Source organism: Bacillus sp. T17B1 (assembly GCF_026796395.1).
Lineage (GTDB): Bacteria > Bacillota > Bacilli > Bacillales > Bacillaceae > Bacillus > Bacillus spizizenii_A.
On the sequence record NZ_JALAYA010000008.1, the window covers coordinates 1 to 18168 of the forward strand.

The following is an 18168-nucleotide window of genomic DNA, read 5'->3' on the forward strand; positions in this document are numbered from 1 at the left end:
CGTTTATATAGCGTAAGACCGCGTTGATTTTTTCTTCGTTTTTAAATTTAGCCAAAAGAAAAAGCACCTCCAAATTTTAGACTGTGTCTAAAATTTGGGGTGCACTTCATTCACAAGGCGTTTTTTCCTATGCGGCGCCGGCCAGATTTTTCTTCTTTTTAATTGGGCTTAACGAGCGTTCAAGCCAGCCCATGATTAAATCGGCAATCACTGCCATCAGAGCCGTGGGGATTGCCCCCGCCAAAATAATCGCAGTTCCATTTGTTGCATTTGATCCCCTGACGATGATATCTCCGAGACCGCCTGCACCGACAAATGTCCCGATCGCTGTAATGCCGATCGCAATGACAAGAGCGGTACGGAGGCCAGCCATAATAACAGAAAGCGCAAGCGGAAGCTCGACCATTCGCAGCACTTGAAATGTTGTCATTCCCATCGCTTTACCGGATTCAAGATAAGCGTGTTCAATGCTGATAATGCCTGTATACGTATTTCTGATAATCGGCAGAAGAGAATACAGAAATAATGACAATATCACCGTATTAGCGCCCAGCCCCATGACAAGCATCAGCACGGCGAGCATGGCGAGAGCCGGGATGGTCTGAATGACGTTCGTGATCGCAAAAATCCATCCGCTTAATGTTCTGTATCTGGCGATCAGAATGCCGAGCGGAATTCCAACAATGGCGGCAAATAAAACGCCGTACACCGACATCAGAAAATGGCGGTAAAACTCCTGCAGCACGTAACCGCCGTTTTGCGAATAGTAAGTGCCAAGCTGCTGTAGTACTTCCATATGGTCCACCTCTTTTCTTAGTCAAAATAATGATGTTTCTCTAAAAATTCCTTCGCTACGACAGACGGCTCCTTCAGCTTGCCATCCACCTCATAGTTAAGCCCCTGCATCGTTTCCGTATCGATTTGCCCAATCAGCTTGTTGATCACACCTTCAAGCTCTGGATGCTCCTTGAGCACCTTTTCCGGAATCACAGGTGAACAGTCATACGGCGGGAAGAAATGCTTATCGTCTTTTAAGATTTTCAGATCATAGGCTTTAATCCGTCCATCCGTTGAATAAGCCAGAACGGCATCCATTTTCCCATTTTTGACGGCGTCATAGACAAGCCCGATCTGCATCGGATAAGTGGTGCCGAACTCAAAGCCATATGTGCTGACAAAGCCTTTATATCCGTCGCCTTTTCGTTTCAGCCAGGCATTGTCAACGCCCAGTTTGTATTGAGAAGCGTTTTTTTTCAGGTCAGACACGGTGTGAATTTGCTCCTTTTCCGCAAATTTTTTTGTCACGGTAAAGGCATAAGTGTTATCAAACCCGTAGGAATCAAACCATTTATAGGAAAAGCGCTTTTTAAACTCGTTCTGCACAATGTTCAGCGCTTTTTTCGGATCCGTTTCCGCTTCCTTGGCGAGGGTGCTTGTTAAATCGGTTCCGGAATAGCGCGTGGCAGCAATATCAATGTCACCGCCCAGCATTGCTTGGTGCTGTACATAGTTTGACCCGAGGTTTTTTACTAAAGCGGTATTCAAATCTGTATCATGTTCAATAAGCTGCGCGATCATATTCGCTACAATTTCTGATTCTGTCATGCTTTGCGCCCCGATTTTGATCGTGTCGTCTGAAGCGCCGCCGAGTCCCGGCAAAGAACAGCCGCTCAGCAGCAGGACAAAGGCGAGAGCGCCAAGCCATTTGATTTTTTTCGTTTTCAACAGAGCCAACTCCCTTACGAAACTTCCTTCATCCCTTGCAATCCTTTCGGCGTCACCTTTCTTTCTGTCACAGCCAGCATATAATCAATGATAATGGCCAAGATCGTGACCGGCACAGCGCCACCAATGATATATTCAGGCTGATACAGGTTCAGGCCGATAAAAATGTAGTCACCGAGACCGCCGCCGCCGATAAACGACGCAAGTGTCGCCCAGCCGATTAAATAAATCGTTGACGTACGGATTCCCGCCATGATGATCGGAATCGCCAGCGGGATTTCGACGAGCCGAATCTGCTCCCACCCGGTCATGCCTATCCCTTTGCCTGATTCCAGCAGATTTTTGTTTACACCTTTGATGCCGGTATACGTATTACGCAGGATCGGCAGCACCGAATAGAAAAATAAAGCGACAATCGCAGGCACTTTTCCTACACCGAGAAGCGGAATAAAAAAGGCTAAAATCGCCAGACTCGGCAAGGTTTGCACAATATTGACGGCACCTATAATCGCACCTGCGCCTTTTTTCATTCTAATGAGAGCGACACCAAGCGGCACTGCTACGATAATGCCTAATACAACGGCTATGAGTGAAATAGATAAATGCTCTCCTGTTTTATACAGCAGCTCTCCGCCGTTCGTTTGCAAAAAAGTCATCATTTGATTCATCTTAAAAGAGCTCCTCCCCTGGTCAAATCGTCATGAGTTGGTCTTCCTCGCCCCATATAGAATCGTATACGATATCAACAAGGCTCGCTCTCGTGACAATTCCTGCTAAATGGTTCTGTTCATCCACCACAGGAACATACTTGATTCCCTGCTTCAAGATTTTTCGGACCGTATCGCGAAGAAGTGCCCCTTTTTGTACGGTATATATATCAGAGCGGTATACATCACCAACGACGCTCGCTTTTTTGCGGTTTTGATCAATCATTTCAACATCAACATAGCCCTTCAGCACATTTTGCCGGTCCACAACAAGCAGCGAGTCGACACGTCTTTCTCTCATCAGTTGAATCGCCTGAGAAAGCGTTTTATCCGCTGATACAGTTACAGGTGTTCTGTTCATCATTTGCTCAACCCGCTCCATTTCAGGCCTAGTCTGGATCAAGCGTTCTTTTCCGATAAATTCTTCAACAAATTCATTTGCCGGTTTCCGGAGAATCTCATCAGGTGTGCCGACTTGAACGATTTCGCCCGCTTTCAAAATCACGATCCGGTCAGCGAGCTTAATCGCTTCATCCATATCGTGGGTGACAAACACAATGGTTTTGTTTAGTGTTCTTTGCAGTTTTTTAAATTCTTCCTGAAGGGAATCACGCGTAATCGGATCAAGCGCTCCGAACGGTTCATCCATTAAAATGAGAGGGGGTTCCGCAGCCAGTGCGCGCAGCACGCCTATTCTTTGCTGCTGTCCGCCGCTGAGCTCATGAGGATAACGGTCTAAATATTCCGGGCCCATATCCACGAGCTTTAACAGCTCTCTCGCCCGTTCTTTCCGTTTTTCTTCTGGCCATTTCAGCAGCTTCGGCACAAGTGAGATGTTCTGCTGAATGGTCATGTGGGGGAACAGACCGATCTGCTGAATCACATAGCCGATTTTTCTCCTCAGTTCAACCGGATCCTGCTCCATAATATTTTCTCCGTCGATAAAGATCCTTCCCGACGATGGTTCGATCAGTCTGTTAATCATCTTCATCGTTGTCGTTTTTCCGCAGCCGCTCGGGCCGATAAAACAGATAAATTCACCCTTGGCAATATCTAAATCGATGCTGTTCACAGCTTTTTTGCCGCCCTTATATACTTTTGACACTTGTTCCAATTTCAGCAATCCGTGCACCTCCGCAGGTTCTCTTTAATTTTCTGAAAAGTATAATCTTTATTATAGTTTGAACTTTATAAAATAAAAAGTTTACAATGTGTTCAAATTATATGTTATTTACAGGTTATTTATTGTTATGATCAAGACGGAGAGGGTGTTCTTACAATTACGCCGGATACCTCCCTCATCCTCCGCATACAACTGTTTTCAACAACTGACAGAAATATGATATATTGACACCATCAATTGCCATTTGAAGGGATGATCAGCTGTGGAAAAAACTGCTCTCGACATCATTGAACATGCTGAAGAGCATCTCATTGAGAAGATTGCCGATAATATGCATACGTTTGGGATGCCTTCAACTGTCGGGCGTGTGCTTGGAATTATTTATATGAATCGAAAACCGATGACCTTAAGCGAGCTCTCTGAGGCAACAGGCATGAGCAAAACACGGATGAGCCAGGTTGTCCGTGAAATGATTGATGCCAATATTGCCGAAAAGGTGTTTGAAAAAGGCGTACGAAAAGACCTTTATGACGTTGAGCAGGATTATTATCAAACCTTCATTTCTTTATTTGCGGCGAACTGGACAAAGGTCGTGAGTAAAAACAAAGTGCTGTATAAAAAATTAAACCGGGAGCTGACTGATCTTTTACAAAGGGACGGGCTTATCCCCGAAGCGGAAGAGAAAGTCAATCAACTGCTCAATGAATTAAGAGAATGGCTCCATTACTATGACTGGCTGAGCAGATTGATTGTGTTTTTTGAGAGTGAGGAAGTTTTTCAATACGTGCCGAAAACAAAAGAAAGCAGCTCCCTGAAGTAAAGGGAACTGCCTTTTGCAATATGGCCTTAAAAATCGGAAACATACTTTTAGCCCGGCACCAATCATTCCGACCGCAACGACCGCCAAGATTAATTCCATCAGTCTAGTAATGACGTTCACCTCACGTATTAAAAGACACATCGGTGAAGCAATCTATAAAATGATATTTTAATCAATCTTCGGATTCACTTGGCTGACATCCGTTCGCTGTGCGGTATCAACTTAAGGACTTTGGAGATGGATGTGAGAAATATATGAATAACTAGCATAAAAAAGTCACAGCTGCTATTGCGCTTGTATCTTTTTTATGTGGTATTTTTGTATGAATATTGGTTACTTTACAACTTTTTTTCTTTTATAATAAATCTAGTAGTCTATTATCCCTATATTACAGATAAAGGAGTTATTTTATGTATTGTCCTCAATGCGGCCATCAAACAGATGGCGGAAATTTTTGTGAGAAATGCGGATCACCGCTTCCTGGTCAATCAGGCCAACCGCAGGCGGCGCAAGCCGGAGCTGCTGCAAAACAAGCAGCAAAACAGTTTGGCTCATTTGTCCTGGCCGTCCTGAAACGCCCTTACCAGGAATGTAAAACAACAGGCGGAGAACAGCTGATTAGCGCGATTATTACAATGGTTCTGTTCAGTTTACTGACCCCTTTGATGTTTTATATTCTTTTTTCAGACGGTCCCGGCAGCGTAAGCTTTACAGCAGTCTTTTTAGAGCCAACCATTTACTTTGCCCTGTTTATTTTCGGTTTGCATGCATTAATCTTTTTCGCCTTGAAAATCGCGGGAAACCCAGTATCTTTCAAAGATTCATTTTCTAGATTTGGTGCGTTTCTCATTCCGTTTACGGCTATTTTGATTATTGCCCTTTTATTCTTTTTATTACATACAGACATTTGCTTCACTATTTTAGCTGTTGGTTTAATTGGAGCATTCTTTGCCATTCCTCCTGCGATGCTGAGCAATTACCAGCATTCATATAAAGGAAAGGTTGATGTCATTTACTCAACGATAGTGATTTATCTAATCACATGCATAACATTTCAGCTTATGATCGAACACTATGTCAAGGAGATTTTCCGTTATATGCTCTTTTAAAAAACAACCCCATCACCTGCTGATGATGGGGTTGTTTTTTATTGAATAGACGTTAAGTAAATTCTTCCGTCCCTGACTGTGCCTGTGTAGGTCCAGTTATAGGTTTTCAGTTTTGGACTGCCGCCTGATTTTGTGATTTCGAATTCTTCGTATGTTTTAATTGTGATATTCGAACCGCTTTGACTAAAGTTTTTGACCTCTACATCAATAAATACTTCAGTCGTCCCCTCGCTGTACAATTTCTTAACTAGTTTCTGCTGATCAGCATATAATGTGCTTCCTTTTTCTAAATTGCCTTCCATCACTGCAAATTTATTTAAATTCACAGCGCTTGATTGATTTGTCAGATAATCAACCATAAATGATGTCACTTGCTCTTTTGTAAGTGTGCCGGAATTCACTTTGGACTCATTTGATGATGCCCAAGCGGAGGTGTATACTTTAGGGTTTTCATTTTTTAGAGTTTTTATATGGTCTCCTATGGCTTCAGAAGTGGTCTCCGCGCTCTCAAGCTTCCATTCTTTTTGTTTTTTATCATATGACAAATAATAACGATAAGCTGTATGTTCTTGTGTCATCTCAGGTTCTGTATAATCATCAAAATAAGCTGATTCGTGAAGTTCATTTCCGTTCACTGAAACAATCCATTGTCCCTTGTCGCTCTGTGAAATAGCAAATGAATCGAGATCATAATCTGTTTCTATATACTTATCCTTATAATACATATGATTGCTCTTCATCTCTGAAATTTGTTTTTTCGTTTGAGCTTTAACATCGGATACGGCATTTGTCATCTGTTCAGTTTTTCCATTAGAAAAAGCAGCCGTGTATTGCTCAGTCGCCTTATTAATGGTTTCTATGATGTTTTCTTTTGTTTCTTTATCAGGAACTAATCTCATCTTCATGTTGCTATCAGTAATTGGCATTGCTTCAGTCGTTTGCTTTCCCCATGGAAAATCAGTTTTCACAGTCGCCGTCATACTGCCATCAGTCAAAAGAGGGCCGTATGTAAAAGTTTTGAACGGGTCTTTATGAATCGACTTGCCGTTAATCAGCAAATCTCCCTTCCCGCTTTTGATTTCATCTGCTAAGCTGAATGTCACATCGTCTGCTTCCAATGAAAGATCCACACGAAAGCTGTTATCGCCAACTGCCTGAATGTCTTCCTTTTTCACAAGATCGACGACATCGTTTTTCAGTTTGGCTGAGACTGTATATTCACCGGGAATGTACGGTCCGAGGGTTTGTGCTTGATCCGCTTTCCTTACAGATCCGGCATCCTCTTTATTGACATATAGATCAGTATTTTTATAATTGCTGGTCACTTCAAAATAAACCGGTGCTACCTTTAAGTCGTAATGGTCAAATACCAGCAAGCTTTTCCCGTCTTTCTCCGCATATACGATATCCTTCTGGGCTGTTTCATCACGCAGCGATGCAAAAAGTTCATCTTTTTTGTCTGGATGGTCCTTCAAATATGTAAGAAACGGTTTTACATTGTTTTTAGTGAGCTTAAGCTTGTCATTTACCGGTGTGAGAAGAGAAGCGACTTGGTCCTTATCCTCATCATTTACGGCTTGTTCAAACCTGTCAATTAACCTATCCTTTGAAGTAAAGTACGCTCCGGTTTTATATGCGGCAAATAATATAACGCACGCTGCGGCAATGCTGCTCCATAAAATGATGGTTTTCTTAGGGATTGGCTTTCGCGGAGCCTGCCTCGTTTCAGCAGTGCTTGCTGTTTCTTGATTTGCCTGTTTGCTGCTCCCTCCTATCGGGGTGCCGCATTCTTTACAAAAATTGGCGCCTTTATTATTTTTTTGACCGCATTCCTTACAAAACATGTGACTTTCCTCCTGTTTGTTTTCCACTATTTTGTACATATTTCCTATATTACATATTTTATAATAGAATGGTATGGAATTGGAGGAATTCATGAAAATATCTCTATAAAATATGAAAAGGTGGAATCATGTTGCAACAGCTCTCCATTCAAAAGGCTACAAACTATGACCAAGCGCTGTATGAGCTTCTGCTGCTCGCAGATCCGTCGAAAGAAATTGTTGATGAATACATTGCCAGAGGAGAATGCTACACAGCTTATCTATCGGGCGAATTAGCCGGTGTATACGTAATCATCACAACTAGACCGCAAACTGTAGAAATCGTAAACATAGCAGTAAAAGAAACAATGCAAAAACAGGGCATTGGCAAACTTCTTATCTGCAACGCCATTGAAAAAGCGAAACAAATGGGGGCAAAGGTGATAGAGATTGGCACTGGAAATTCCAGCATCCATCAGCTGTCTCTTTATCAAAAATGCGGATTTCGCCTTCAGGCGATCGACCATGATTTTTTCATTAGACACTATGATGAGGAGATCTTTGAAAATGGCATTCAATGCCGTGATATGGTGAGGCTTTACTTGGATCTCTAAAAACAAAAAACCGCCGAGAAAAACCTCGGCGGTCATTTTATTACTTGTTTAAGTTGTAGAAAGAGTTAATACCGTGGTATTGAGCAGTTTCAGCCAACTGATCTTCGATGCGAAGAAGCTGGTTGTATTTCGCAACACGGTCCGTACGAGACGGAGCACCTGTTTTGATTTGTCCTGCGTTTGTTGCCACAGCGATGTCAGCGATTGTGCTGTCTTCAGTTTCACCAGAACGGTGAGAGATAACAGCTGTGTAGCCTGCGCGTTTCGCCATTTCGATTGCATCGAATGTTTCAGTCAATGTACCGATTTGGTTTACTTTGATCAGGATAGAGTTGCCTACGCCGTTTTTGATGCCTTCAGCAAGTTTTTTCGTGTTTGTAACGAAGAGGTCGTCACCAACAAGCTGAACTTTTTTGCCAAGACGCTCAGTAAGAAGCTTGTGGCCTTCCCAGTCGTTTTCGTCAAGTCCATCTTCGATAGAGATGATTGGGTATTTAGAAACCATTTCTTCATACCAGTCAACCATTTCAGCAGATGTTTTCACAACGCCTTCACCAGACAGATGGTATTTGCCGTCTTCTTTGTTGTAGAACTCAGAAGATGCAGCATCCATAGCAAGTTTTACTTCTTCGCCAGGTTTGAAGCCGGCTTTTTCGATTGCTTCAACGATTGTTTGAAGCGCTTCTTCGTTAGAACCAAGGTTTGGAGCGAATCCGCCTTCATCACCTACAGCTGTGTTCATTCCTTTAGCAGAAAGAACTGATTTCAGGCTGTGGAAGATTTGAGCGCCCATGCGTAGTGCTTCACGGAAGTTAGGAGCACCTACAGGCATGATCATGAATTCTTGAATATCTACGTTGTTATCAGCATGCTCTCCGCCGTTTACGATGTTCATCATCGGTACAGGAAGCGTTTTTGAGTTAAATCCTCCAAGGTATTGGTAAAGAGGAATCTGTAAGAAATCAGCAGCTGCGCGCGCGCAAGCCATAGATACGCCAAGAATTGCGTTCGCACCAAGTTTGCCTTTGTTTTCAGTACCATCAAGCTCGATTAAAAGCTGATCGATTGCGTTTTGTTCAGTTACATCAAAGCCAAGAAGCTCTGGGGCAATGATTTCATTTACGTTGTTAACAGCTGTTAACACGCCTTTTCCAAGGTAACGGTCTTTGTCGCCGTCACGAAGCTCAACTGCTTCGTATTCACCTGTAGAAGCTCCGCTCGGCACTAGTGCGCGGCCGAAAGCTCCTGTTTCTGTATATACTTCAACTTCAACTGTTGGGTTACCGCGGGAGTCTAGTACTTCGCGTGCATAAACATCAACAATGTATGGCATGAGTTTTGTCTCTCCTTTTGATTTCAAATTATTTTTGAATTAACGATGTTCCTGTCATTTCTTTCGGTTTTTCAACACCGAGAAGGTCTAATAACGTTGGTGCAAGGTCGCCTAGGATTCCGCCTTCACGCAACGTGATGCCTTCCTTCGTAACAATAACAGGGACTGGGTTTGTCGTATGCGCAGTGTGCGGTTCGCCTGATTCTGTAACCAGAATGTCAGCATTACCGTGATCAGCGGTAATGATAGCATGTCCGCCTTTAGCGAGAATCGCGTCAACGACTTCGCCTAAGCATTCGTCCACTGCTTCAATTGCTTTAATTGTTGGTTCAACCATTCCGGAGTGGCCGACCATATCAGGGTTTGCGAAGTTAAGAATGATCGCGTCATGTTTGTCAGCTTCAATTTCTTTGACAAGCGCGTCCTTTACTTCATACGCACTCATTTCAGGCTTCAAGTCATATGTTGCAACTTTCGGCGAGTTGATGAGAATACGCTCTTCACCCGGGAATTCAGCTTCACGGCCGCCGCTCATAAAGAACGTGACGTGCGGATACTTTTCAGTTTCTGCAATTCGAAGCTGTTTTAATCCGTGCTGTGATAATACTTCTCCGACTGTGTTATCGAGATTTATCGGTTTAAACGCTACATAGCCGTCAACTGTTTCACTGAAGTGAGTCAGGCAGACGAAATGCAGGTTTTCCGGATGATTTTCACCGCGGTCGAAATCACGGAAATCTTTGTTTGTGAACGTGTTGGAAATCTGAATCGCGCGGTCTGGTCTGAAATTATAGAAAATCACAGAATCGCCGTCTTGGATTGTCGCAACAGGCTCACCGTTTTCCTTTGTGATTACAGACGGAATCACGAATTCATCATAGATTCCGTTCGCATAAGAATCATCAACAACATCCATTGCGCTGCGGTATGTTGGGCCTTCGCCGTACGTCATTGCGCGGTACGCTTTTTCTACACGGTCCCAGCGTTTGTCGCGGTCCATTGAGTAGTAGCGTCCGGAAATGCTGGCGATTTCTCCAACACCGATTTCCTCCATTTGTTCGTTCAGCTGGTTGATGTATGTTTTCGCTGTTTGCGGACCTACATCACGGCCGTCAAGGAAACCATGAATGTAAACCTTTGTCAGCCCTTCATTTTTCGCAAGCTTTAACAATGCGAACAAATGATTGATATGGCTGTGCACGCCGCCGTCTGATAAAAGGCCGAACAGGTGCAGGGCTTTGTTGTTTTCTTTCGCGTTGTTAATCGCGTCAAGGAATGTTTGATTGCGTTCGAACTCTCCTTCACGAATGGCAACATTTACGCGTGTTAAGCTTTGGTACACAATACGTCCCGCACCGATATTTAAGTGACCCACTTCGGAGTTCCCCATTTGTCCGTCAGGAAGACCAACAGCCTCGCCTGAAGCAGTCAATGTTTGATGAGGATACTGGTTCCAGTAGCGGTCAAAATTCGGTTTTTTCGCTAAAGCGACTGCGTTTCCTACTGTTTCGTTACGTAATCCGAACCCATCAAGAATGATGAGTGCAGCTGGTTTTTTACTCATATTGACCTTCCTCCAATAATTGAACGAATGACTGTGGCTCAAGGCTCGCGCCGCCGACCAAAGCACCGTCAATATCGGACTCTGCCATATATTCTTTAATGTTTGCAGGCTTTACGCTTCCGCCATATTGGATGCGAAGCTTATCTGCAGCTTCTTGGCTGAAGCTTTCAGCGACGGTTTTACGGATATGCGCACACACGTCGTTCGCATCTTTTGCTGTAGAAGATTTGCCTGTTCCGATTGCCCAGATTGGCTCATACGCAATAACAGAAGCAGCAACTTGTTCTTCAGAAAGACCAGCAAGGCCTTTTTTCACTTGGTCAGCAACAAGATCATTTGTTTTGCCGGCTTCGCGCTCTTCAAGCGTTTCACCTACACAGATGATCGGCACAATGCCGTGTTTGAAAGCAGCATGTGCTTTTTTGTTAACTGTTTCATCAGTTTCAGCGAACATTTCACGGCGCTCAGAGTGGCCGATGACGCAGTAGTCGACGCCAAGGTCATTAAGAGCAACCGGGCTGATTTCGCCTGTGAACGCGCCGCTTTCTTCGAAGTGCATGTTTTGTGCGCCGACTTTTAGGTCAGTGCCTTTAACAGCAGAAGTAAGCTTTTCTAAGAAAAGTGCTGGCGCGCAAACAACAGCTTCCGCTTTGTCTGCTGCTGGAATGGAAGATTTCACTTCTTCAACGAAGCTGACAGCTTCGCCGAGTGTTTTGTTCATTTTCCAGTTACCGGCGATAATTGGTTTTCTCATCTGTTCCACTTCCTTATAGCAGTTTTGAGATTATTTATCGTTAAGTGCAGCTACCCCTGGAAGCTCTTTGCCTTCCATAAACTCAAGGGATGCGCCACCGCCTGTTGAGATGTGGCTCATTTTGTCAGCAAGGCCGAATTTTTCAACCGCTGCCGCAGAGTCTCCTCCACCGATGACAGAGTATGTATCTTTCGCCTCTGCCAATGCTTCCGCTACCGCTTTTGTTCCTTGAGCGAACAAGTCGATTTCGAATACGCCCATCGGTCCGTTCCACACGACAAGCTTGCTGTTTTTGATGACGTCAGCATACGTTTCGCGTGTTTTCGTACCAATGTCGATTGCTTCTAAATCACTAGGGATTTCAGAGATCGGCACAATTTTCACGTTTGCATCGTTAGAGAAATCATCTGCAACGAGTACATCTTCAGGCATGTAGAAGTTAACGCCTTTTTCTTTCGCGCGGTCCATAAATGATTTCGCAAGCTCGATTTTATCCTCTTCAAGAAGAGATTTACCGACTTCATGACCAAGCGCTTTTACGAATGTATAAGCAAGACCTCCGCCGATGATCAGGTTGTCTACTTTATCAAGAAGACTTTCGATCACACCGATTTTGTCCTTTACTTTTGCTCCGCCGATGATCGCTGTGAACGGGCGGTCAGGGTTAGAAACCGCTTTTCCGAGTACGTCCAGCTCTTTTTCCATTAAGAAACCTGCAACTGCTGGCAGATGCTCGGCAATTCCAGCTGTAGATGCGTGAGCACGGTGGGCAGCACCGAATGCGTCATTTACATATACATCTGCAAGCTCAGCAAATGCTTTTGCAAGCTCAGAATCATTTTTCTCTTCACCAGGGTAGAAACGTACGTTTTCCAGTACAAGAACGTCTCCGTCCTTCATGTCAGAAATTTGTGCTTTTACAGCATCACCGTAAGCTTCATCTGCTTTTTTCACTTCTTTGCCAAGCAGTTCGCCGAGACGTGCAGCGACAGGAGTTAAACGAAGCTCCTCAACCACTTCGCCTTTCGGGCGGCCTAAGTGGCTCGCAAGAAGGACTTTCGCGCCTTGTTCTGCAAGGTGTTTGATTGTTGGAAGCGCAGCACAGATACGTGTATCGTCTGTTACTTCCCCGTCTTTCATTGGAACGTTAAAGTCAACGCGGCAGAATACAATTTTGCCTTTTACGTCGATGTCTTTGAGAGTTTTCTTATTCATGCCTAGGAGATCCTCCTTCAAAATGGTTTGCATACAGCACGAAAAACGTGAAACCGTCTGGTCAAGCGATAACTCCGCTAGGGCAGATCAGCAGTCTTTTTCGGCACAGGGCAGTTCGTCTGAAGCCAGGGCAGCGGCCTTAGGCGAAAGCACCGGCAAAGCTGCTAAAAAAGCGGCCGTTTCTCTATCACAGAACGTTTTCTGAAAGCCGGTCTTCATGGAAAAAGGGAAAGGGAGTCCGTCCCCTTCCCTTGTCCGCTTTCATTATAGCGCTTCTATTCGAAAGAACCAAGCCAGGTCCTTTTTTCAGCTATAAATTAAAGACCTTTTTTTGCGATGTAAGCTGCAAGGTCAACAACGCGGTTAGAGTAGCCGCTTTCGTTATCGTACCAAGAGATTACTTTTACCATGCTGCCTTCCATAACCATTGTAGAAAGAGCATCGATTGTAGAAGAGTTTTTGTTTCCGTTGTAGTCGCCAGAAACTAATGGCTCTTCGCTGTAGCCAAGGATTCCTTTAAGATCGCCTTCAGCTGCTTCTTTAAGAGCTGCGTTTACTTCTTCAGCTGTTACTTCTTGGTTCAGTTCAGCAACCAAGTCAACTAGAGAAACGTTTGGAGTTGGAACACGCATTGCTCCACCGTTCAGTTTGCCTTTTAGTTCAGGAAGAACTAGAGAAACTGCTTTAGCAGCACCAGTTGAAGTTGGGATGATGTTTTCAGCTGCTGCACGCGCACGACGGTAGTCTTTGTGCGGAAGATCAAGGATTTGCTGATCATTTGTGTAAGAGTGAACAGTTGTCATCATACCGCGTTTGATGCCGAATTTGTCGTTAAGTACTTTTGCAAACGGCGCAAGGCAGTTTGTTGTGCAAGATGCGTTAGAGATAACATCGTGGTTAGCCGCATCGTATTTATCTTCGTTAACACCCATAACGATAGTGATATCTTCTTCGTTAGCAGGAGCAGAGATGATTACTTTTTTCGCGCCAGCTTCTAAGTGTTTCGCAGCGTCTGCGCGTTTTGTGAAGAAACCAGTAGATTCAACTACGATTTCAACGCCTTGTTTGCCCCAGCTAAGTTTAGCAGGATCGCGTTCTGCAGAAACTTCAATTGTTTTGCCGTTAACAACAAGGTTGTTACCGTCAACTGAAACTTCAGCGTCTAATTTTCCGTGTACAGAATCATATTGTAAAAGGTGAGCCAGCATGTTAGCATCTGTTAAATCGTTAACCGCTACTACCTCAACTTCAGGATTGTTTAATGCTGCGCGGAATACGTTACGTCCAATACGACCAAAACCGTTAATACCGACTTTTACTGCCATGATTGTTTCCTCCTTTAATTAAGTGAGAGATATTTATATTGAGGGATTATACATCCCTTAATAACTTCTTTGCGGCTCCTTCGTCTGTGACGAGAACCGTGTTTCGGGGCTTTTTAAAGTAAGCCTCGATCGCCTCGGCTTTTGATGATCCGCCCGCTACCGCAATAATATCGGGGATGGCGTCTATGTCATCCAGCTGCATTCCGACAGAATGCACTTTGTGGACCACTTCGCCGTCCACATTAAAATAGTAGCCAAACGCTTCTGTCACCGCACCGTGATCATCTATCTTCTTTAAGTCTTCTAAAGGTGTGTTTCTCCGCTGAGCCATAGTTTTAGCTTCGCCGATTCCGTGAACCAGCATACTCGCTGATTTTATCGTGTTCAGCACCTCTTTGACAGAAGGTTCTTCAATAATAGATGAATAGGCGCCTTGTGACAGCTGTCCCGGAACAAACAAAAGCCGGTAAGTGCCTGAAGCCTTTTCCGCCATATGTGCGCATATGGTGTTCGCCTGGTTTTTCACGTCTTCGCCTAAACCGCCTCTTGCAGGCACAAACAAAAGCTCGCGGTTTTTAGAATCCGGCGTCATCATTTCGGCGACAGCTTCAATTGTCGTACCGCCAGTTACAGCGACGATATTTTTGCCTGAAAATCTTTTTTTCATACATGCGACAGCTGCTCTTCCCATTTCTTTTTTGACCCATGGGGATTGATCGCTGTCTCCGGACACGATAATGGCATCCCTTAGATTTAAACGTTCTTTTAATGTCTTTTCCAAAAGAGTCAAACCTAAAACATCTTTCATCGTATCTTCCAGAACGGAAAGCAGTTCATAACCCTCTTCTGTCAACGTCATGCCATTAGTTTTAATATCGACCAGGTTCTGTTCCTTCAAAAACTGAACCTCGCCCCTCAGCACACGCTCGCTGATTTCAAGACTGGCAGACAGGCTTCTTCGCCCGATGGGTTCTGTCAGCCTGATATACTGCAAGATTTCAAACCTCTTTTGCATAACGAGCAGAAGATCAGGCAATAATTTTTTTTGAGCTTGTAGTAACTGGTTCATGACTCAAACGTTCCTTCCTTTTTTTGCTGGACATTATATGTCCCGCTATGACAAAAAACGTCCCATCATAGCCAAAAAAAATTATTTCTGCTTTCTTAAATTATTTTAACAGGGTGGAATTGTTTATTCAACTGTTAAGAGTCAATTCATCGACAATATTCGCAGAGTTTTCATGCCGAAGCGTTTTATCCAACACTATTTTTTCCTATATATCTATATCTTATACAGAAAACGAAAAAAGGTGCATCCCAACATAAACAGCCCTTCCAAAAGAAGGGCCTTCTACATTAAAGCGTTTTCATTTTATCCAGAGCTTTTCAATCTCTTCGAGCGATTTGTTCTTCGTTTCCGGACAGATCGTAACAACAAACAGGAAGCAAAGGACGTTAATCACCGCAAAAATCCAGAATGTATAGGCAAGCCCGAATGAGTCAATCATCATTGGCACAAACTGTCCGATCGCCCAGTTTGCTCCCCATAAAAAGATGGTCGCAATGCCGGCAGCCCGCGCACGCAGATGATTCGGAAAGATTTCAGAAATCATAATCCATGTGATCGGCCCTACAGATACACAAAATGCCGCCACAAATCCTAAAATAAAGAAGATCAGCATAAGTCCGTTTGTTAACTGAAAGTAGAACGACGTTCCGATTAAAATCATAAAAATGGCCATAAATGCAGAGCCGATGGACATCAATTTTTTTCGTCCGACTTTATCAATCAACAACACCGCAATAACGGTAAAAATAACTTCTACAACACCGACGATACAGGTTGCCACAAATCCGGCGTTTTGCCCGTATCCCATCATTTTAAAGATTTCCGGCCCATAGTAAGTGATCGCGTTCATGCCGATGACTTGGTTAAACAGCGCCAGCAGGATTCCAATGATAAGCGCCTTTCTGAGCCCCGGCTTGAAAAGCTGGGAGAGAGATCCCATTTGTTCTATTTTTAAAGAGTTCTCAATATTCTTTAATTCTTCTTTTGCAACAGTTTCTCCATTAATACGTGTCAGTATCTTTAGCGCTTCAGTTGTTTTGCCCGCTTTGGCCAGCCATCTCGGACTTTCAGGCACGACGAGCAATACGAGGAAAAAGATTACAGACGGCACCATTCCATAAGCGAGCATCCATCTCCAGCCGGTGTGCACACCCCATTCATATGTTCCGGAACGCTGCACAGCGAGATTAATAAAGTACGTAGCGGAAATACCCAATATCGTAAAGAGCTGATATAAGGAAGAAAGGCTTCCCCGTATGGCAGGCGGCGCGGCTTCTGTAATGTACGTGACTGAGAGTGATGAGCCCATCCCAATCCCGAGGCCTCCGATAATCCTTGCAATAATTAAAGTTGTCACATCTTGAGAAAGCGCTGAAACGATGGCTGATATCGCAAATAGCAAAGCAGCTGTCATTAAAATTTTTCTCCGTCCGAACCTGTCGCTTAAAAATCCGGATATTCCGACGCCGGCCACTCCTCCGATCATAATGCTGGAAATCACAAGCCCTTCCATAAACGGAGTCAGGCTGTATAAATCTTTCAGAAAGCCGATGGCGCCTGAAATCACTGCCGTGTCATAGCCGTACAATAAACCTCCAAGTCCCGCCGCGCATGAGATCAAAATGACAAATCCCATTGAATGACTTCTTGTTACAGGAGCATTTGGTTCTAATTGAGTTGGAGTATTCTTCATTTTTCTGCCCTCCCGAATGTTGAGTAAAGCGTTTACATTTCCCTATGCAAATGTACGTACTTATATTAAAATTTAACGAAAATTTCATTTAATTAGTACGTACAAATATAGAATAATCCTGTTTGTATTTTCTGTCAATGTTTTATTACAAAGAATGCTGTGATATACTAAAATTTGTCCGTATACATTTTGGAGGAATGGATATGTTACCAAAATACGCGCAAGTAAAAGAAGAAATCAGTTCATGGATTAACCAAGGCAAAATACTGCCTGATCAAAAGATCCCTACCGAAAATGAATTAATGCAGCAATTTGGCGTCAGCCGGCATACGATTCGCAAAGCAATCGGAGACCTCGTATCACAAGGTCTGCTGTACAGTGTGCAAGGCGGGGGCACCTTTGTCGCTTCACGCTCTGCCAAGTCAGCGCTGCACTCCAATAAAACGATTGGTGTTCTGACAACTTACATATCAGACTATATTTTCCCGAGCATCATTAGAGGAATCGAGTCTTATTTAAGCGAGCAGGGGTACTCCATGCTGCTGACAAGCACAAACAACAACCCAGACAATGAAAGAAGAGGGTTAGAAAACCTGCTGTCCCAGCATATTGACGGACTCATCGTGGAACCGACAAAAAGCGCCCTGCAAACGCCAAACATCGGCTACTATCTGAATTTGGAGAAAAACGGCATTCCTTTTGCAATGATTAACGCGTCCTATGCTGAGCTTGCCGCACCGAGTTTTACCTTGAATGATGTGAAAGGCGGCATGATGGCGGCGGAGCATCTCCTTTCTCTCGGCCACACGCACATAATGGGTATTTTTAAAGCTGATGACACACAAGGTGTGAAGCGGATGAACGGGTTTATACAGGCACACCGGGAGCGTGAGTTATTCCCTTCTCCGGATATGATCGTGACATTTACGACAGAAGAAAAAGAATCAAGGCTGCTGGAGAAAGTGAAGGCCATATTGAAAAAAAACAGCAGGCATATGCCGACAGCCATTCTTTGTTATAACGATGAAATTGCGCTGAAGGTGATTGATATGCTGCGGGAGATGGATATAAAAGTGCCGGAGGATATGTCTATCGTCGGGTATGATGATTCTCATTTTGCGCAAATTTCCGAGGTCAAATTAACCTCTGTCAAGCACCCGAAATCCGCGCTTGGAAAGGCAGCAGCGAAATATGTCATTGACTGTCTGGAGCATAAAAGGCCACATCAGGAAGATGTCACTTTTGAACCTGAATTAATCATCCGCCATTCGGCGCGAAAACTGAATGAATAAAA

General features: G+C 43.9%; 17 protein-coding genes and 1 pseudogene. 5 read left to right on the top strand and 13 right to left on the bottom strand.

Translation table 11 applies throughout. From position 1 onward, the window contains the following. Positions 1-127: 127 nt before the first annotated feature. The 4 genes from opuCD to opuCA are packed head-to-tail and all read right to left on the bottom strand — an operon-like array spanning position 128 to position 3555. Positions 128-796, bottom strand: coding sequence for a glycine betaine/carnitine/choline/choline sulfate ABC transporter permease OpuCD (gene opuCD / locus MOF34_RS04960; protein ID WP_268398848.1), 669 nt, complete (start codon positions 794-796; stop codon positions 128-130). A gap of 17 nt (positions 797-813) precedes the next feature. Continuing rightward, positions 814-1725 carry an osmoprotectant ABC transporter substrate-binding lipoprotein OpuCC gene (opuCC, locus tag MOF34_RS04965; protein WP_268398849.1) on the bottom strand — a complete coding sequence of 304 codons (912 nt, stop codon included), beginning with the start codon at positions 1723-1725 and terminating at the stop codon, positions 814-816. 14 nt (positions 1726-1739) lie between these two features. Then, positions 1740-2393 (bottom strand): glycine betaine/carnitine/choline/choline sulfate ABC transporter permease OpuCB, encoded by a 654-nt coding sequence (gene opuCB / locus MOF34_RS04970; RefSeq protein WP_268398850.1) that lies wholly within the window; start codon positions 2391-2393, stop codon positions 1740-1742. Positions 2394-2415: 22 nt separating this feature from the next. After that, positions 2416-3555 carry an osmoprotectant ABC transporter ATP-binding protein OpuCA gene (gene opuCA / locus MOF34_RS04975; RefSeq protein WP_268398851.1) on the bottom strand — a complete coding sequence of 380 codons (1140 nt, stop codon included), beginning with the start codon at positions 3553-3555 and terminating at the stop codon, positions 2416-2418. A gap of 262 nt (positions 3556-3817) precedes the next feature. Here opuCA and opcR point away from each other — a divergent pair, with 262 nt between their 5' ends. Beyond that, the gene (opcR, locus tag MOF34_RS04980) at positions 3818-4375 is read left to right on the top strand and encodes an opuC operon transcriptional regulator OpcR (RefSeq protein WP_268398852.1); all 558 of its coding nucleotides are present in this window, start codon (positions 3818-3820) and stop codon (positions 4373-4375) included. A 27-nt stretch (positions 4376-4402) separates the two neighbouring features. On the opposite strand, the pseudogene MOF34_RS04985 reads toward opcR, so the two are convergent. Continuing rightward, a pseudogene (locus tag MOF34_RS04985) lies at positions 4403-4498 on the bottom strand (hypothetical protein); the annotation flags it as partial. 287 nt (positions 4499-4785) lie between these two features. Here MOF34_RS04985 and MOF34_RS04990 point away from each other — a divergent pair. Then, positions 4786-5484, top strand: coding sequence for a zinc ribbon domain-containing protein (locus MOF34_RS04990; RefSeq protein WP_268398853.1), 699 nt, complete (start codon positions 4786-4788; stop codon positions 5482-5484). Between the two features lie 38 nt (positions 5485-5522). Here MOF34_RS04990 and MOF34_RS04995 read toward each other — a convergent pair whose 3' ends face one another. Further along, positions 5523-7328 carry a TcaA NTF2-like domain-containing protein gene (locus tag MOF34_RS04995; RefSeq protein WP_268398855.1) on the bottom strand — a complete coding sequence of 602 codons (1806 nt, stop codon included), beginning with the start codon at positions 7326-7328 and terminating at the stop codon, positions 5523-5525. A gap of 128 nt (positions 7329-7456) precedes the next feature. On the opposite strand from MOF34_RS04995, the gene MOF34_RS05000 reads away from it, so the two are divergent. Further along, a complete protein-coding gene (locus MOF34_RS05000; RefSeq protein WP_268398857.1) occupies positions 7457-7921 on the top strand; it encodes a GNAT family N-acetyltransferase in 465 nt (154 codons plus the stop codon). Between the two features lie 40 nt (positions 7922-7961). Here the strand turns inward: MOF34_RS05000 and eno are convergent, their stop codons facing one another. The 4 genes from eno to MOF34_RS05020 are packed head-to-tail and all read right to left on the bottom strand — an operon-like array spanning position 7962 to position 12787. Then, the gene (gene eno / locus MOF34_RS05005; RefSeq protein ID WP_003151625.1) at positions 7962-9254 is read right to left on the bottom strand and encodes a phosphopyruvate hydratase; all 1293 of its coding nucleotides are present in this window, start codon (positions 9252-9254) and stop codon (positions 7962-7964) included. A 28-nt stretch (positions 9255-9282) separates the two neighbouring features. Continuing rightward, the gene (gene gpmI, locus MOF34_RS05010) at positions 9283-10818 is read right to left on the bottom strand and encodes a 2,3-bisphosphoglycerate-independent phosphoglycerate mutase (protein ID WP_268398858.1); all 1536 of its coding nucleotides are present in this window, start codon (positions 10816-10818) and stop codon (positions 9283-9285) included. After that, a complete protein-coding gene (tpiA, locus tag MOF34_RS05015; RefSeq protein ID WP_019715758.1) occupies positions 10811-11572 on the bottom strand; it encodes a triose-phosphate isomerase in 762 nt (253 codons plus the stop codon). Before tpiA ends, gpmI begins: the two co-directional genes overlap by 8 nt. Positions 11573-11602: 30 nt before the next feature. Further along, positions 11603-12787: a phosphoglycerate kinase gene (locus MOF34_RS05020; protein WP_268398860.1), complete on the bottom strand. Its 1185-nt coding sequence runs from the start codon at positions 12785-12787 to the stop codon at positions 11603-11605. Positions 12788-12809: 22 nt separating this feature from the next. Here MOF34_RS05020 and MOF34_RS05025 point away from each other — a divergent pair, with 22 nt between their 5' ends. Then, positions 12810-12992: a hypothetical protein gene (locus tag MOF34_RS05025; protein WP_268398861.1), complete on the top strand. Its 183-nt coding sequence runs from the start codon at positions 12810-12812 to the stop codon at positions 12990-12992. Between the two features lie 112 nt (positions 12993-13104). Here MOF34_RS05025 and gap read toward each other — a convergent pair whose 3' ends face one another. The 3 genes from gap to araE all read right to left on the bottom strand — a co-directional run bounded on the left by gap (position 13105) and on the right by araE (position 16874). After that, positions 13105-14112 (bottom strand): type I glyceraldehyde-3-phosphate dehydrogenase, encoded by a 1008-nt coding sequence (gene gap / locus MOF34_RS05030; protein ID WP_003219957.1) that lies wholly within the window; start codon positions 14110-14112, stop codon positions 13105-13107. A 46-nt stretch (positions 14113-14158) separates the two neighbouring features. Further along, on the bottom strand, positions 14159-15181 hold the full coding sequence (cggR, locus tag MOF34_RS05035; RefSeq protein WP_268398863.1) for a gapA transcriptional regulator CggR: 1023 nt from the start codon (positions 15179-15181) through the stop codon (positions 14159-14161). Between the two features lie 298 nt (positions 15182-15479). Continuing rightward, positions 15480-16874 carry an arabinose-proton symporter AraE gene (araE, locus tag MOF34_RS05040; RefSeq protein ID WP_019715762.1) on the bottom strand — a complete coding sequence of 465 codons (1395 nt, stop codon included), beginning with the start codon at positions 16872-16874 and terminating at the stop codon, positions 15480-15482. 203 nt (positions 16875-17077) lie between these two features. Here araE and araR point away from each other — a divergent pair, with 203 nt between their 5' ends. Then, positions 17078-18166 (top strand): arabinose utilization transcriptional regulator AraR, encoded by a 1089-nt coding sequence (gene araR, locus MOF34_RS05045; RefSeq protein WP_268398865.1) that lies wholly within the window; start codon positions 17078-17080, stop codon positions 18164-18166. Positions 18167-18168: the final 2 nt, after the last annotated feature.

Bases quoted from the DNA above. Each gene is read 5' to 3' on its own strand.
- gpmI (WP_268398858.1), bottom strand. From the start codon at position 10,818: ATGAGTAAAAAACCAGCTGCACTCATCATTCTTGATGGGTTCGGATTA.
- araR (WP_268398865.1), top strand. From the start codon at position 17,078: ATGTTACCAAAATACGCGCAAGTAAAAGAAGAAATCAGTTCATGGATT.
- araE (WP_019715762.1), bottom strand. From the start codon at position 16,874: ATGAAGAATACTCCAACTCAATTAGAACCAAATGCTCCTGTAACAAGA.
- MOF34_RS05000 (WP_268398857.1), top strand. From the start codon at position 7,457: ATGTTGCAACAGCTCTCCATTCAAAAGGCTACAAACTATGACCAAGCG.
- gap (WP_003219957.1), bottom strand. From the start codon at position 14,112: ATGGCAGTAAAAGTCGGTATTAACGGTTTTGGTCGTATTGGACGTAAC.
- tpiA (WP_019715758.1), bottom strand. From the start codon at position 11,572: ATGAGAAAACCAATTATCGCCGGTAACTGGAAAATGAACAAAACACTC.
- MOF34_RS04995 (WP_268398855.1), bottom strand. From the start codon at position 7,328: ATGTTTTGTAAGGAATGCGGTCAAAAAAATAATAAAGGCGCCAATTTT.
- MOF34_RS05020 (WP_268398860.1), bottom strand. From the start codon at position 12,787: ATGAATAAGAAAACTCTCAAAGACATCGACGTAAAAGGCAAAATTGTA.
- MOF34_RS04990 (WP_268398853.1), top strand. From the start codon at position 4,786: ATGTATTGTCCTCAATGCGGCCATCAAACAGATGGCGGAAATTTTTGT.
- opuCB (WP_268398850.1), bottom strand. From the start codon at position 2,393: ATGAATCAAATGATGACTTTTTTGCAAACGAACGGCGGAGAGCTGCTG.
- opuCD (WP_268398848.1), bottom strand. From the start codon at position 796: ATGGAAGTACTACAGCAGCTTGGCACTTACTATTCGCAAAACGGCGGT.
- cggR (WP_268398863.1), bottom strand. From the start codon at position 15,181: ATGAACCAGTTACTACAAGCTCAAAAAAAATTATTGCCTGATCTTCTG.
- eno (WP_003151625.1), bottom strand. From the start codon at position 9,254: ATGCCATACATTGTTGATGTTTATGCACGCGAAGTACTAGACTCCCGC.
- MOF34_RS05025 (WP_268398861.1), top strand. From the start codon at position 12,810: ATGGTTTGCATACAGCACGAAAAACGTGAAACCGTCTGGTCAAGCGAT.